This window comes from Pseudogemmobacter sonorensis (assembly GCF_042762395.1).
Lineage (GTDB): Bacteria > Pseudomonadota > Alphaproteobacteria > Rhodobacterales > Rhodobacteraceae > Pseudogemmobacter > Pseudogemmobacter sonorensis.
In genome coordinates, this window is sequence record NZ_JBEFZE010000011.1 from 41,678 (window position 1) to 56,882 (window position 15,205).

The 15,205-nt window shown below is 69.8% G+C and carries 9 protein-coding genes and 2 pseudogenes; 6 read left to right on the forward strand and 5 right to left on the reverse strand.

The window, feature by feature from the left end; genetic code table 11:
* The first annotated feature begins 825 nt into the window (after positions 1-825).
* The 6 genes from ABNX41_RS10420 to ABNX41_RS10445 all read left to right on the forward strand — a co-directional run bounded on the left by ABNX41_RS10420 (position 826) and on the right by ABNX41_RS10445 (position 7,753).
* Complete coding sequence (locus tag ABNX41_RS10420) at positions 826-1,308, forward strand: paraquat-inducible protein A (RefSeq protein ID WP_438669664.1); 483 nt, start codon at positions 826-828, stop codon at positions 1,306-1,308.
* Between the two features lie 4 nt (positions 1,309-1,312).
* Positions 1,313-2,374: an LLM class flavin-dependent oxidoreductase gene (locus ABNX41_RS10425; RefSeq protein ID WP_438669665.1), complete on the forward strand. Its 1,062-nt coding sequence runs from the start codon at positions 1,313-1,315 to the stop codon at positions 2,372-2,374.
* Between the two features lie 120 nt (positions 2,375-2,494).
* Complete coding sequence (gene radA, locus ABNX41_RS10430) at positions 2,495-3,850, forward strand: DNA repair protein RadA (protein WP_438669666.1); 1,356 nt, start codon at positions 2,495-2,497, stop codon at positions 3,848-3,850.
* Between the two features lie 23 nt (positions 3,851-3,873).
* Entirely contained in the window at positions 3,874-4,491 is a 618-nt protein-coding gene (locus tag ABNX41_RS10435; RefSeq protein ID WP_438669667.1) for a CvpA family protein, read from the forward strand.
* Between the two features lie 124 nt (positions 4,492-4,615).
* On the forward strand, positions 4,616-6,088 hold the full coding sequence (gene purF / locus ABNX41_RS10440) for an amidophosphoribosyltransferase (RefSeq protein ID WP_438669668.1): 1,473 nt from the start codon (positions 4,616-4,618) through the stop codon (positions 6,086-6,088).
* A 963-nt stretch (positions 6,089-7,051) separates the two neighbouring features.
* On the forward strand, positions 7,052-7,753 hold the full coding sequence (locus ABNX41_RS10445; protein ID WP_438669669.1) for an SDR family NAD(P)-dependent oxidoreductase: 702 nt from the start codon (positions 7,052-7,054) through the stop codon (positions 7,751-7,753).
* Positions 7,754-7,825: 72 nt separating this feature from the next.
* On the opposite strand, the gene ABNX41_RS10450 is transcribed toward ABNX41_RS10445, so the two are convergent.
* The 5 genes and pseudogenes from ABNX41_RS10450 to tpa form a co-directional block, all read right to left on the reverse strand.
* Entirely contained in the window at positions 7,826-8,734 is a 909-nt protein-coding gene (locus tag ABNX41_RS10450; protein ID WP_438669670.1) for a dimethyl sulfoxide reductase anchor subunit family protein, read from the reverse strand.
* Between the two features lie 355 nt (positions 8,735-9,089).
* Positions 9,090-9,548, reverse strand: a pseudogene (locus ABNX41_RS10455) (4Fe-4S dicluster domain-containing protein); the annotation flags it as partial.
* A 255-nt stretch (positions 9,549-9,803) separates the two neighbouring features.
* A pseudogene (locus tag ABNX41_RS10460) lies at positions 9,804-10,100 on the reverse strand (4Fe-4S binding protein); the annotation flags it as partial.
* The gene (locus ABNX41_RS10465; RefSeq protein ID WP_438669735.1) at positions 10,097-13,012 is read right to left on the reverse strand and encodes a molybdopterin-dependent oxidoreductase; all 2,916 of its coding nucleotides are present in this window, start codon (positions 13,010-13,012) and stop codon (positions 10,097-10,099) included. The pseudogene ABNX41_RS10460 and the gene ABNX41_RS10465, both read right to left, overlap by 4 nt.
* 550 nt (positions 13,013-13,562) lie before the next feature.
* Positions 13,563-14,942, reverse strand: coding sequence for a hypotaurine--pyruvate aminotransferase Tpa (gene tpa / locus ABNX41_RS10470; protein ID WP_438669671.1), 1,380 nt, complete (start codon positions 14,940-14,942; stop codon positions 13,563-13,565).
* Between the last annotated feature and the right edge of the window lie 263 nt (positions 14,943-15,205).

Consider the following 15,205-nt stretch of genomic DNA (forward strand, 5'->3'; position numbering starts at 1 on the left):
AGGACCACCGCCTGAAACCCGCTTCCCGAAGCGCGCCGCATAAAGCCCGGGCGCGCGCCCCTGCCCCAGACCGCTTGAAAGCAAGCGATATCAATACATCATATTCACCGACAGCCGAAACCGAGCCCGGGCAGGTCTTCGAACTGGCAAACAGCGCCGGAACCGACCCTGGGAAAGGCTACACGGCTCGACGATACCGGCGGCATCGATGACGGCGCCGACCCTGCCATGCCCGGGGCCTGGCCGACGCATGGGCGATGGCGATGCGAGATCGCGGCGCCAAGCCGCAGGACGGGCTCCGAGCGACTGACTTTCGCATTGCCGCGGCAGATCGGGGCGCAAGCGACTGTCGCGACCGGGACGCATGTCCCGATCCGCCCCAAACAGCAATCTTCGTCATCCCCTTGCCGAGAAGGAGGGCGGCCCAGACCATCCGCAGCGCCCCCCCGAGACGGACGATACGGACATCGGCAACCCCCGGTATGAACGGTCCCACCAGAAGAACCGCCGCCCCATGCAGATCCTCCGAGGGCGAGCCCCCACTCCAGAAGGCAGATCCGCCACGCCGAAGACCGTGCCCCAGGACAAGCCCCGCCCCGGCGACCTCCTCTTCCAATCGCCTCGAATATCTCGAAGCCGGACCCGCCCCCCCAAACCGCCCGCAAGGCACCCCGAACCCGACCCGCTCTCCCCATTCTTCTTTGCAAAAATATCCCGGGGGTGAGGCGCCAAAGGCGCCGAGGGGGCAGCGCCCCCCCCCCTCCGGCCCCAACCCAGCCAAGCCTCCGCTTGACCCCGCCCCCGCCCGCTGCCACCAAGACCCCCATGCGCTGGCTGAACCTCTCGCTCCTGATCCTCTTCCCCATCGCCTGGTTCGCGCCGCTGATCCGGGCGGCGCTGCTGCCGGTCTTCGGGATGGACGAGATCTCGGTGGTCACCGGGCTGCAATCGCTCTGGCGCACCGATCCCGCGCTCGCGCTTCTGGTCACCTTCCTCGCCATCTTCGCCCCCTTCGCCAAGACGCTGGGCCTTGCGCTGATCCAGTTCGGGCTTATGTCGGTCCGGGTGCTGCCCGCGCTGCAATTCCTCGGCAAGCTCGCCATGGCCGATATCTTCCTGATCGCGCTTTATATCGTGATCGCCCGGGGCGCGGGCCGGGTCACCATCGAAACCGCCTGGGGGCTCTACCTCTTCTCTGGCTGCGTCCTCGCCTCGATCCTGATCGCCTGGCGGACGCAACCCCCGACCCGACCCACGATCACCGGCCCCGCGATCACCGGCCCCGCGATCGGCCCCCGAAAGGAGTGACGCCATGTCCAAACCGATACCGCTCTCGCTGCTCGACCTGGTCCGCGTGCGCGAAAGCCGCACCCCCGCCGATGCCCTGGCCGAGGCGCAAAGGACCGCCACCCATGTCGACCGGCTGGGCTTCACCCGCTACTGGGTGGCCGAGCACCACAATATGGAGGGGATCGCCTCGGCGGCCACCTCGGTCGTGCTGGCCCATGCCGGGCAGAACACCCGCCGGATCCGGCTCGGATCGGGCGGGATCATGCTGCCCAACCACGCCCCCTATGTCATCGCCGAGCAATTCGGCACGCTGGCGCAGCTCTTTCCCGGCCGGGTCGACCTCGGGCTCGGCCGCGCGCCGGGCACCGACCAGGCCACCCTGCGCGCGATCCGCACCAATCCCGCCCGGGCCGAGGAATTCCCCCAGGACGTGCTCGAACTCATGCACTGGTTCGCCCCCCCGGCCCGCGACGGCCAGCCCCGCATCCAGGCCTGGCCCGCGCCGGGGGCGGATGTCGATTTCTGGATCCTCGGCTCCTCGACCTTCGGCGCCATGCTCGCCGCCGAACTGGGCCTGCCCTATGCCTTCGCCAGCCATTTCGCCCCCGACCTGCTGGACGAGGCGCTGCATGTCTATCGCAGCCGGTTCAAACCCTCGGCACGGCTCGACGCGCCCTATGCGATGGTCGGCGCCCATGCCGTCTGCGCCCCCACCGGCGACGAGGCCCGCCGCCTCTTCACCACCACCCAGATGGGCTTTTGCGGCATCCTGCGAAACGACCGCCGCCTCTCCCCCGCCCCGATCGCGGATATCGACAGCTACTGGACCCCGCGCGAAAAGGCCCAGGTGGAACGGATGCTCTCCTGCGCCGTCCACGGCGACCCGGCCGAGGTCCAGGCGGGCCTCGCCCGCCTCCAGGCCCGCACCCAGGCCGACGAGATCATCCTGATGTCCGAGATCTGGGACGAAGAGGCCCGCCGCCGCTCGCTCACCCTCACCGCCCAGGCCTGGGGCCTCCCCGCGGGCGAAGCCGATCCCACCGACCCGGGCCCGGGCCCAACCCCTGGCCCGGCCCCCATCTGACCCCTCCACCCGCAAAACCCGCCTTCCCCTTTCTTCTTTGCAGAAATATCCCGGGGGTGAGGCGCCAAGGGCGCCGAGGGGGCAGCGCCCCCCCCCGCCCCCCATCCACGAACGGACCCCATGAGCAAGACCCCCGCCTTCACCTGCACCGGCTGCGGCGCGCGCCATCGCAAATGGGCCGGGCGCTGCGATGCCTGCGGCGCGTGGAATTCCATCATCGAGGAGGCGCCGCTCTCCTCCGGCCCGGGCGCGCCCGGGCCCCGGGGGCGCAGCATCGCGCTCTCCGACCTCGCCACCGCCGAGGCGCCGCCGCCGCGCGCCGCCTCGGGCATCGCCGAACTCGACCGGGTGCTCGGCGGCGGGCTGGTCGATGCCTCGGCCATCCTGGTCGGCGGCGATCCCGGGATCGGCAAATCCACGCTGCTCCTGCAGGCGGCTGCCAGCTTCGCGCGAAGCGGGCTCGACTGCCTCTACATTTCGGGCGAGGAGGCCGCCGCCCAGGTCCGCATGCGCGCGCAACGCCTCGGCCTCGCGCAGGCGCCGGTGCGGCTCGGCGCCGAAACCAGCCTGCGCGACATCCTCACCACGCTCGATGCCGAACGGCCGCGCCTCGCCGTGATCGATTCGATCCAGACCATGTGGCTCGACACGATCGAGGCCGCGCCCGGCTCGGTCGCCCAGGTCCGCGCCGCCGCGCATGAGCTGGTGAGCTTCGCGAAAAAGCGCGGCGTCGCGGTGATCCTGGTCGGCCATGTCACCAAGGAAGGCCAGATCGCGGGCCCCCGCGTGGTCGAGCATATGGTCGACACCGTGCTTTACTTCGAGGGCGAGCGCGGCCACCAGTTCCGCATCCTGCGCGCGGTGAAGAACCGTTTCGGCCCCTCGGGCGAGATCGGCGTCTTCGAGATGACCGGCGCGGGCCTGGCCGAGGTGTCGAACCCCTCGGCGCTGTTCCTGTCGTCGCGCGACGCGCCCGCCCCCGGCTCGGCGGTCTTCGCCGGGATCGAGGGCTCGCGCCCGGTGCTGACCGAGATCCAGGCCCTGGTCGCGCCCTCGCCGCTCGGCACGCCGCGCCGGACGGTGGTCGGGCTCGATTCGGGGCGGCTCTCGACGATCCTCGCGGTGCTCGAGGCCCGCGTCGGCATCCCCTTCACCGGGCTCGACGTTTTCCTCAACGTCGCCGGTGGCTTGCGCGTCACCGAACCGGCGGCCGACCTTGCCGTCGCCGCCGCCCTTCTCAGCGCGCGCGAGGATGTCGCGCTGCCCACCGACATGGTGCTTTTCGGAGAAATCTCGCTTTCCGGCGCGCTGCGCCCGGCGGCCCAGACCGAAAACAGGTTGAAAGAGGCGGCGAAACTTGGTTTCACACAGGCGGCCCTTCCGGCCGGGTCGCGCCATGGCGCGGACGCGGGAATGGCGCTGCGCGAACTGGCCGATCTGGCGGCCTTTACCGGTGACATGTTCGGCGCGGGCTGAGACGCCCGCGCCCGGAGGAACGGATGGACAACTTTACCTGGGTCGATGGCGGCGCTGCGCTGATCATCCTGCTGTCGGCGGTTCTGGCCTATTCGCGGGGCCTCGTGCGCGAGGGGATGGCGATCCTGGGCTGGATCGGCGCGGCCATCGTCGCCTATATCTTCGCCCCCTCCTTCACGCCCCTGATGCGCGAGATCCCGATGGTCGGCGACTTCCTGGCCGACAGTTGCGAATTGTCGGTGATCGGCGCCTTCGCGGTGGTGCTGGCGGTCGGGCTGATCGTGGCGGCGCTCTTCACGCCGCTGTTCTCCTCGCTGGTCCAGCGTTCGGTGCTCGGCGGGCTGGACCAGGCGTTCGGCTTCCTGTTCGGCGTGGCGCGCGGCGTGCTGCTGATCGCGGTGGCCTTCATCGTCTACGACCGGGCGCTGGCCAATCAATCGGTCGCGGCGATCGACAATTCGCGCACCGCGCGGGTCTTCGCCAATTTCCAGGGCGCCATCGACGATGCGATCCCCAGCGATGCGCCGGGCTGGATCGTCTCGCGCTACAACGGCCTGACCGCCGTCTGCGCGACCCAGACCCCGCCCGAGACGCCGCCCCAGACCCCGGCCCAGGATCTCGCCCCGGTTCCCGCGAACTGAGCCTTGCGGCCCCAGGCGTCCCCGCCTTCGCGGGGACGCCGCATTGCGGCATTCGGGGGGGGTGACAGCGGGCTTTGTTACGACTAGATGAAAGGCCTGACGCCAGATCGGATTCGGAGGCCATATGCGCCGCTTCCCCGCCCACCCGTTCGAGCCACTCGAAGACGGCGACAAGCTCAAGGAAGAATGCGGCATCTTCGGGGTGAATGGCCTCACCGATGCCGCCAGCTTCGTCGCCCTCGGCCTGCATGCCCTGCAACATCGCGGCCAGGAAGCCGGCGGGATCGTCACCTACGAGCCCGAGACCGGCTTCCACTCCGAGCGCCGCTTCGGCTATGTGCGCGACAAGTTCACCTCGGCCAGCGTGATGAAGCTTCTGCCCGGCGCGCTCGGGATCGGCCATGTGCGCTATTCCACCGCCGGCTCGAAGGGCACGGCCCAGATCCGCGACGTGCAGCCCTTCTTCGGCGAATTCGCCATCGGCGGCTGCGCCATCGCCCATAACGGCAACCTGACCAATGCGGCGCGGCTGAGGAAGGACCTGATCGAGCGCGGCGCGATCTTCCAGTCCTCCTCCGATTCGGAATGCATCATCCACCTGATGGCGCGCTCCTTGCAAAAGACCCAGGCCGAACGGCTTAAGGATGCGCTGCGCCTCGTGGAGGGCGCGTTTTCCGTCATCGCCATGACCCGCACCAAGCTGATGGGGGTGCGCGATCCCCTGGGCGTGCGGCCCCTGGTGATGGGCCGGCTGGGCGAGGGCTGGGTGCTCGCCTCCGAGACCTGCGCCCTCGACATCATCGGCGCCGAGTTCATCCGCGAGATCGAACCGGGCGAGATGGTGGTGATCGAGAATGGCCGGGTGCAAAGCTCGCGCCCCTTCGCACCGGCCAGGGGGCGCTTTTGCATCTTCGAGCAGGTCTATTTCTCGCGCCCCGATTCGATCATCGGCGGCCGCTCGGTCTATGAGACCCGGCGCGAGATCGGGGTGGAGCTGGCGCGCGAGGCCCCGGTCGACGCCGATCTGGTCTGCCCGGTCCCCGACAGCGGCACCCCCGCCGCGATCGGCTTCGCCGCCGAAAGCGGCATCCCCTTCGGCCTTGGCATCACCCGAAACCAGTATATGGGCCGAACCTTCATCGAACCCACCGATGCGATCCGCAACATGGGCGTGCGGCTGAAGCTGAACGTCAACAAATCGCTGATCCGGGGCAAAAGGGTGATCCTGGTCGACGATTCGGTGGTGCGGGGCACGACCTCGCGCAAGATCAAGGACATGATCCTCGACGCGGGCGCGGCCGAGGTGCATTTCCGCATCGCCTCCCCGCCGACCGCCTGGCCCTGCTTCTACGGCGTCGATACACCGGAACGCTCGAAACTGCTGGCCGCGACCATGTCCGAGGATGAGATGCGCGAATGGATCGGGGTGGACAGCCTGAAGTTCATCTCGCTCGACGGGCTCTACCGTGCGGCGGGCGAGGCCGCGGGCCGCGACCCGGCCTCGCCGCAATTCTGCGACGCCTGTTTCTCGGGCGACTACCCGGTGGTCCCCGCCGACAAGATGGATGAGGGCTTTCAGATGAAGGCCGCCGAATAGGCCCGCGCCCCTGGTCCGGGTCGGCCCGGCCGTCGGCGAGGGAACCCTCGGCGCAGGCCGGATCGCTGGCGGCGCGGAACAAGGGAGCAGGATGCTCCGTCCTTCCGCATCGACCAGTGCCGCACGCGCCGAAGCAGGAGATCGCCCCGCCCCCTGACTCCGCGGCAAAGCCTGCACGACCACCTTCAAGGGCTGGAACGACCAGAGCGTTAAGAGCGCCCGGAAGGCCTAGGGCGTCCATGATGGCGGCCGGGGCGACGGACAGGGCGACAGGCAGGGCGAGGGGCAGCCTGACAATGCCTCCCTCCAGGCCTCCCTCCAGCAAGCTGCTGAAAAAGCAATTTTTGGGGAAACCTCGGGGACGGAAATTTTCCCTGCATTGCGAAAAATCACTACAGAAACCAGATATTTTAGCCCGTTGCCGAACCAACTTAGCGATCCTCCGCGCAGGCCGACGCCGCTACCTGACGTTTTCAGAAACCAGCCAAGCCCCGCGCCCCGGGCGGCGCATCACACAGGCCCGTCGCACAGACCCGCCGACAGTCACCAACCGCACAGACCAACCGCAAAGGCCCGGCCAGTTCCAACCGCTGCCCTCCCCTCCAACCGGCACCTTCCCGATCCCCCTTCCAATCCCCCTGCCTGTCCGCCGCTCCCCCTTGTGCCCCATCGCGCGCAGTCAGTTTTTTTCGCTCCCCAGCCCACCGCACACCGATCCGCCCCCCGTCGCCTGCAAGATCGGACCGGACCCACCCACACCCTCGATCCACGCCCCCAACAACCCGACACCCATCCCCCCTTTCTTCTTTGCAAAAATATCCCGGGGGTGAGGCGCCAAAGGCGCCGAGGGGGCAGCGCCCCCTCCCTTCCGCCGCCCGCACCCCCTTGACCTTCCCCCCGCAAGGGCCGATCTCTGCCCGGTCCCCCGGGGCGGCCCCGCCCGCCCGGCAGCCCGGAGCCAGCATGTCCACCGATCCGACGCCCCTTCCCCCGACCGCAACGCCCGGCGCCAGGATCGCCCTGGTCACCGGGGCATCGCGCGGGCTCGGGGCGGGGCTGGCGGAACAGCTCGCACTGCGGGGCTGGCATGTGGTGGCGGTGGCGCGCACTGTGGGCGGGCTGGAAGACCTTGACGACCGGGTGAAGGCGGCGGGTCTGCCGGGGGGCGGCGGCCTGACGCTCGCGCCGATGGACATCACCACCGAGGATGCGATGCGCCATCTGTGCCGCTCGATCCATGACCGCTGGAGCGGGCTGGGGTTCTGGGCGCATTGCGCGATCCATGCCACGGCGCTCTCGCCCGCGCCCTCGCTCGACATGAAGGATCTCGACCGTTCGGTCGCGGTCAACCTGCGCGCCGCTGCCTTCCTCGTGACCATGGTCGAGCCGCTGCTGCGCGCCGGGCGGGGCACGGCGATGTTCTTCGACGATCCCGCCCCGGGCAGCCGCTATGCCGCCGCCTATGGCATCAGCAAGGCGGGCCAGATCGCCATGGCGCGCAGTTGGCAGGCCGAGACCCGCCGCCTGGGCCCCCGCGTGGTGATCGAGACGCCCGCGCCGATGCCCACGGCGCTTCGCGCGCGCTTCCACCCCGGCGAGGATCGCGCCCCCCTGGCCGATCCGCGCGCCGAGGCCGCGCGGCTGCTCGACCTCGCCGGGATCTGAAGCGCCGGGATCTGAAACGCAGGAATCCGAAGCGCGAGGATCTGACGCAGAGGGACCGGACCCAAAGCGCCGTCAGCGCCGCCCGTAATACAATCCGACGACATGTTCGGCCTGGGCGAAGAACAGCCAGCGCGCCGCCAGCGCCCCGACAAGATGCATGCCCCCCGCCAGCACCGCCGCGACCGGCGGCGGCAGCAAGAGGCAGAGCACCGCGGGCAGGACCGAGGCCAGCGCCAGCGCGATCCCGCGCAGCCGCCGGGCATGGCGGCGCCCGACGACATGGATCATCTCGCGCATCAGGTAGTTCTCGTTGGTATGGGGCGGCTCCAGCACCCGGACCCGGCCCTTCAGCCCGGTCGCGGTGGCAAGGCTCTCACCCGCCCGCGCGAACAGCCCGTCCCCGACCCGCCACATCGCCAGCAGCACCAGGCCAAGCCCCAGGCAGGAGGCCGCCGCCCAGCCCCCCAGTCCCGACAGCACCGCCCCCCCGGTCACGGCGAAGGCCAGGAAGCCGACCGGGGTCAGCCAGTGGTTCCAGCGCGGCACGCTGCGCAATTGCGTGTAGATCATCGAGGTGGTGAAGACAGTGGCCAGCGCGCAAACCGCCCCCGCGCCGCCGAAAGCGCGCAGCCAGCCCGCCTCGGGCCCCAGCCGCCCGGACCCGGGACCGGGCCCGAGGATCTGCGCCAGCGCCACCGGCGCCAGCACGAAGAGCGTGGCGCAGGCCGCCCAGGCCTCGCGCGAGAGCCAGCTCGAACGCCATTGCGTGAAGGCCAGCAGCGCCCGCCGGGGCTGGCCGAGGTGGAAGGTCGAGGCCAGAAGCCCCGCCACCGCCAACCCATAGCCGATGCCCCAGAGCAAAAGCGCGCCCCAGCCCCGGACGGGCAGGAATGGCCCCAACCCCAGGCCGAGGAAGAACAGAAAGCCGAAGCCGAGGCCCGAAAGGGTGGTGAAAAGGATGACCGAAGGCGCGGGATGCATGGGCTCAGCCGATCCTTCCCAGCAGCCGGTCCAGCCATCCGGCCAAGCCCCCGGCCCCAGGGTCGCCCCTCTGATCCCCCGGACGATCAGGCCCCTGATCCGGCCCCTGAACCGCCGCCCGATCCCCTGCACGATCCCCTGCGTGAACCACCCCGTGAGTTCCCAGGTGATCCCCGACCTGATCCCGCCCGTAAGCCGCGCGGGAAGCCGCCGCGCGATCGCTTCCGTCACCGGCCCCCACCGTCTCGCCGCCCCCGTCGCGGAGTCCGGCAGTGCCGCCGACATGGGACCCGACATCGGGCCCGACATGGAGTCCGGCACAAGTCCCGACAGGGATCCCGGCATGTCCTCCGCCCATCAGCGGCACCAGGGCGGGGGCCTGCCCCGGGCCCTTGGGGCGCGGCGGCAGGTAGCGGTTGACGGGTTTCGTCCCCTGCCCCGGCATCAGCGCCAGGCCGCCGCGCGACGCGACCAGGCGCGAGACCGCGCTTTGCGGATCGCCCAGATCGCCGAAATGCCGCGCGCCGGTCGGGCAGGTGCGCACGCAGGCGGGAATGCGGTCGGCCTCGGGCAGGGCCGGGTCATAGATCCGGTCGACGCAGAGCGTGCATTTGCGCATCACCCCGGCCAGTGGGTCCATCTCGCGCGCGCCATAGGGGCAGGCCCAGGCACAAAGCCCGCAGCCGATACAGGCATCGGCATTGACCAGCACGATCCCGTCCTCGGCCCGCTTGTAGCTGGCGCCGGTCGGGCAGACGGTGACGCAGGGCGCCGCCTCGCAATGCAGGCAGGAGCGGGGGAAGTTCACCACCTCGACATGGTCGGGCGCGACGGAGCAGCGGGCCACCGCCGCCATGGCCGGGGGAGGCGGCTCCGTGGCGGGCGGGGCGACGGTTCGCGGCCCTGCAGCCGGGGAGGCGATGCTTCCCGCCTCAATGGTCTGGGCCTCCATGGGCAGGGCCTCAATGGGCAGGGCCTGCGGAGGCGGGGTCTGCAGGGGCGGGGCCATGTTCGAAGGCACGAGAAGCGGCGGCGCCATGGCCGAGGGTGCCCTGACAGGGGGCGCCTCGGCAGGGGGCGCCTCAGGCTCCACCTCATAGCAATGCACCCGGTTCAGAAAGGCACCGACCGGGGCGGGCCCATAGGGGTCGGCATCGCCAAGCCCCCCGCCACCAAGCCCCCCGCCACCAAGCGCCCCGCCACCAAGCCCGCCGCCCGGCCCGCCACCATGACCTTCGGGGCCGCGCGCGCCCCGGTCGTTCCAGCCCTTGCAGGCGGTCACGCAGGCCTGACAGCCGACGCAGGTGTCCAGGTCGATCACCAGACCCAGCTTGCGCCCGGAGGTCGATGCCGGAAGACAGGTCATTTTACCCCCCTTGTTCCGCCATTGCCGGAAACTCCGCCGCCCGCCATCCGGTCACCCGCCATCCGGCCCCAGCCCCAGCCCCCAAGCACACCCCCGAGCACGCCCCTCAACACGCCACCGGATCCGCCACCGGCCCCCGCGCCCGTCCGGGGCGGGTCGGGCAGCACCGGGAAGGCGGGTTCGGCGCGCGGGGGGCCGCCCGTCTCGGTCCCGGGCGGGGCGGCCAGCCGCTCCACCCGCACCTTCTGGTCGAACCAGGCCGCCTGGCCGGTCACCGGATCGGCGTTCGGCACCCGGCCCGGCCCCGGCTGCACCTCGGAAATCAGGTGGTTGAGCAGGAACCCCACCGTCCCCTCGGGCGCGTCGGGATCGAGCCCCCAGGCGCCGCGCCGCTTGCCGATCGCGTTCCAGGTCCAGACCGTATGCGGGTTCAGCGCCGCCATATGCGCGACCGGCACCCGGATCTCGCCATTGGGCGAGACGACCCGCGCCCAATCGCCCTCCTGAAAGCCCTGCGCCTGCCAGACGGCGGTCGGCAGGTAAAGGACGTTCCGCCCGAAGATCTGGCGCAGCCAGGCGTTCTGGCTGCCCCAGGAGTGATACATCGCCATCGGCCGCTGGGTCAGCGCGTGAAGCGGGTAATCCGCCCCCGCCGCCTCGCCCTCGGGCGGATGCCAGACCGGCAGCGGCGACATCGCCCGGTGCAGCCGCGCGCGCAGATGGTCGGGCGGCTGGCGCGCGCCATGGCCCTCGGCCGCAAGCTGGAAACGGCGCAGCGGCTCGGACCACAGGTTGAAAAGATAGGGCTGCGGGCTGTCGTAAAGCCCGATCCCCACCGCCCAATCCTGATAGGCGGCGTTCCAGGGTTTGTAGAACAGCGCCTCCTCGGGGATATGCGCCTGATAGAACCCGCCGTTGGCGATATAGCGCGCGATCTGGTCGGGGTTCGGGGCGCCCCGCCCCTCGGCCCCGCCATCCTCGCCGCGAAAGCCGATCAGCGGGCCGATGCCCGGCTTGCGCTCATGCCTCTGGATGTAATCGGCGTAATCGCGGAATTTCGGGCGGCCGTCGGCCTCGACCATGCCCGGCAGGCCCAGCCGGGCGCCCAGATCCAGCAGGACCGACTGGAAGCCGCGCACGTCGCGATCCGGTTCCAGCACCGGCCAGCGGATCGAATCCCCCGCCGCCCCGGGCTCGGAGATCGGACGGTCGAGCAGGCTGATGCAATCGTGCCGCTCAAGATAGGTGGTGTCGGGCAGGATCAGATCGGCATAGGCCACCATTTCCGAGGCATAGGCATCGGAATAGATGATGCGCGGGATCAGATATTCGCCGTCCCCGCCCCGCTCGGTCAGCATCTCCATCACGCGCGCGGTGTTCATCGACGAGTTCCACGCCATGTTCGCCATGTAGAGAAACAGCGTGTCGATGCGGTAGGGATCGCCCGCATGGGCATTGGGGATCAGCATATGCATCAGCCCATGGGCCGAGAGCGGCGCCTCCCATGAAAAGGCCTTGTCGATGCGGGCGGGGCGGTCATCGGCGTCAAGCGCCAGATCCTGCGGCCCGCGCACATAGCCCAGATGCGGGCCGGTCAGGGGCTTGCCGGGGGCGGACTGGAAATGCGGCGTGGGATGGGCCTCGACCGGCTTGGGATAGGGCGGCTTCAGCCGGTAGCCCCCCGGCACCTCGACCGAACCCAGGAGGATCTGCAGCAGATGCAGCGCGCGGGCGGTCTGGAAGCCGTTCGAATGGGCCGAAATGCCACGCATGGCATGGAAGGACACCGGCCGCCCCTGCATCCCCGCATGGCGGTTGCCGCGAAAATCGGTCCAGGGCCGGTCGAGCGTGAAGGCGCGATCGAAAGCCGCCTGCGCCAGTTCGGCCGCCAGCCCCCGGATGCGCGCGGGCGCGATACCGCAGCGCCCGGCCACCGCCTCGGGGGCGTAATCGGGCTTCAGATATTCCTCGGCCAGATGCTGGAAGACGGTGCGGTTGCCTTGCCAGACCGCGCCCAGGTCGGGCTCGACCTTGCCGTCCCAGGGCGCGGGCGCGCCGCTGCGGCGGTCGATCACGAAGGGCTGGCTTTCGGCATTCCTAACGAAAAGGCCCTTGCCCTCGCCCTCGGCCGCCTCGACCAGGAAGGGCGCGTTGGTGAACCGCGCCAGATAGTCGAGGTCGATCCGCCCCGCCTCCAGCAGGCAATGGACCAGCGACAGGATGAAAAGCCCGTCGGTCCCCGGCGTGATCCCATACCAGTCGTCGGCCACCGCCGAATAGCCCGTCCGCACCGGATTGATCGAGATCACCCGCACGCCGCGCGCCTTCAGCCGCCCCAGCCCGATCTTGATCGGGTTGCTGTCATGGTCCTCGGCCACGCCGAACATGACGAACAGCGCGGTCCGCTCCCAATCGGGCTGGCCGAATTCCCAGAAGGCGCCGCCGATGGTATAGATCCCGCCCGCCGCCATGTTGACGCTGCAGAACCCGCCATGGGCGGCGTAGTTCGGGGTGCCGAAGGCCTGGGCCCACCAGCCGGTCAGGGATTGCGACTGGTCGCGCCCGGTGAAGAAGGCAAGCTTTTGCGGCGCGGTCTCGCGCAGGGGTTTCATCCAGGAAACGGCGGTCTCCAGCGCCTCGTCCCATGAGATCTCCTCATAGGCGCCCGAGCCGCGCGGGCCGACCCGGCGCAGCGGCGCGCGCAGCCGCGAGGGCGCATTGACCTGCATGATCCCCGAGGCGCCCTTGGCGCACAGCACGCCCCGGTTGACCGGATGGTCGCGGTTGCCCTCGATATAGGTGACGCGACCGTCTCGCAGATGCACGTCGATGCCGCAGCGGCAGGCGCACATGTAGCATGTGGTCTTGCGAATGCCCTCGCCGGTCGGCGGCCCTTCGAGCGGCGGCCCCACGGCCTTTTCCGCATCGGTCTTTTCCGCATCGGCCTGCGGCCCGCCGGGGATTTTTCCGTCGGTCGGCCGCCCACCGCGCTTTTCCCGGCCGCGCTTTTCCCGGCCAGTCGGCTGCCCGCCGACCCTCCCCCCGCTGGTTCCCTCTTCCCCGGCCAGTTGCGGCCCTGCCGCCCTGAGGGCCGGATCCGTCGCTTGCGCGGCATATGCCGTCGCTGGCTTTGCTGTCACGCGCCTGCTCCTGCCTCTCCTCCGGTCAAGGGGGCGGCGGCGGGCGGATGGTGTCGCGCCGCATTCTCCCCTGCCGCGCAGTCTGCCGTTCCGGGAAATCCGGGGCAAGGTGGATTATTTTTCCAGACCCGGCCGGATTTCCCGAAACCTGTTCCAGAGAGGACGCATCACGAGGGGCCTGGGCCTTGCCGCAGGCCAGCCCCTTCGGGGGACGACGCGCATACGGAAGCCTGGGCATACGGAAGCCTGGGCACTGGCGGCCTGCGCATTCACGCCACGCAGGCCGCGCCGCCGCCAAACGGCCCCCGACAATCCCGGTGGCTCAGCCGAAGACCCGCGTCAGCGCGCCGTCGATGGCATCGGTGATCCGGTCGATATCGGCCTCGGTCGCGATCAGCGCGGGCGAGAGGCAAAGCGTGTTGTTGAACCCCGGGACCGAGCGGTTGGTCGCCCCGATGATGACGCCCTGCCCCATCACATCGGCCACCACCGCCTGGACCCGGCTTTCGGCGGCGGGCTCTTTGGTGGTGCGGTCGGCCACCAGTTCGGCGCCCAGGAACAGCCCCTTGCCCCGCACGTCGCCGATCACGCGATGCTTTTCCATCAGCGCGCCAAGGTTCGCAAGGCAGCGCGCGCCCATCCGGGCGGTGTTCTCGACCAGCCCCTCCTCTTCGATGATGCGCATGTTCTCCAGCGCCGCCGCGGGCCCCGAGGTGCAGCCGCCGAAGGTCGAGATGTCGCGGAAATAGCCCATCGGGTCCGAGGCGTCGTCCTTGAACATGTCGAACACCGCCTCGGTGGTGACGGTGCAGGAGATCGCCGCATAGCCCGAGGCCACGCCCTTGGCCATGGTCACGAAATCGGGCTGGATGCCGTAATGCTGATAGCCGAACCAGGTGCCGGTCCGGCCCATGCCGCAGACCACCTCGTCGATATGCAGCAAGATGTCGTATTTGCGGCAGATCTCCTGCACGCGCGGCCAATAGCCCTCGGGCGGGGTGATGACGCCGCCGCCCGCGGTGATCGGCTCCAGCACGATGGCGCCCACGCTGTCGGGGCCTTCGCGCAGGATCACCTCCTCGATGGCATCCGCCGCCCGTTCGCCGTAATTCTCCACATCCCATTGCCTGCGGTATTCAAGGCAATGCGGCACCCGCACGAAACCGCCCGGCAGCGGGCCGTATTGCAGCGCGCGTTCGTCCTGGCCCGAGGTGGCCAGCGTGCCGAGCGTGGTGCCGTGATAGTCGCGGTCGCGGTAAAGGATCTTGCCCTTGCGCCCGCCGTGATGCCGGTGCGAGATCTGGCGCACCATCTTGTAGACCTTCTCGTTCGCCTCGGAGCCCGAGTTCGAGTAATAGACCCGGCTCATCCCCGGCATCCTGGCGATCAGCTTCTCGGCGAACAGCGCGGCGGGGACCGAGCCCGAGGCCCCGGCGAAATAGTTCATCTTCAGGATCTGGTCATAGACCGCGCGAGCGATGCTCTCCCGCCCGTAGCCGACATTGACGGTCCAGACCCCGCCCGAGACCGCGTCGAGATATTCGCGCCCCCTGGCGTCCCAGACCCGCAGGCCCTTGCCCTCGACCATGATGCGGGGGTCGGTGGTCTCGAATGCCTTGTGCTGCACCAGATGGTGCCAGACATGGGCGCGGTCGGCCTCGACCACATGCTGCATGTCGTTCATGCCCTGAATGCCTTCCATGGCTTGTTCCCGCCTTTCCCTGCCGGTCTTCGAAGGCGCGATTATCGCGGCAATCGCCCGGCGCGCTTAGGGCCAGAACCGGACCGGACCTATAGCCAGTTGCAGAGGACGGGCCCGAAGGCCGCCACCGGGGCCTCCCATCCGCCCCGCCAACGTCATGGATCCAGGCTCCGCCAGGTTGCCGGATCGGCGACAATCCCAGCCATCCGACCGGGATTGTCGCCCCATTCATACCATATTTTCGCCCGTGGAATGCCACGATT

What these genes read in the sequence shown, in the direction of transcription:
- ABNX41_RS10420 (WP_438669664.1), top strand. Translation starts at nt 826, where the DNA reads ATGCGCTGGCTGAACCTCTCGCTCCTGATCCTCTTCCCCATCGCCTGG.
- ABNX41_RS10425 (WP_438669665.1), top strand. Translation starts at nt 1,313, where the DNA reads ATGTCCAAACCGATACCGCTCTCGCTGCTCGACCTGGTCCGCGTGCGC.
- radA (WP_438669666.1), top strand. Translation starts at nt 2,495, where the DNA reads ATGAGCAAGACCCCCGCCTTCACCTGCACCGGCTGCGGCGCGCGCCAT.
- ABNX41_RS10435 (WP_438669667.1), top strand. Translation starts at nt 3,874, where the DNA reads ATGGACAACTTTACCTGGGTCGATGGCGGCGCTGCGCTGATCATCCTG.
- purF (WP_438669668.1), top strand. Translation starts at nt 4,616, where the DNA reads ATGCGCCGCTTCCCCGCCCACCCGTTCGAGCCACTCGAAGACGGCGAC.
- ABNX41_RS10445 (WP_438669669.1), top strand. Translation starts at nt 7,052, where the DNA reads ATGTCCACCGATCCGACGCCCCTTCCCCCGACCGCAACGCCCGGCGCC.
- ABNX41_RS10450 (WP_438669670.1), bottom strand. Translation starts at nt 8,734, where the DNA reads ATGCATCCCGCGCCTTCGGTCATCCTTTTCACCACCCTTTCGGGCCTC.
- tpa (WP_438669671.1), bottom strand. Translation starts at nt 14,942, where the DNA reads ATGGAAGGCATTCAGGGCATGAACGACATGCAGCATGTGGTCGAGGCC.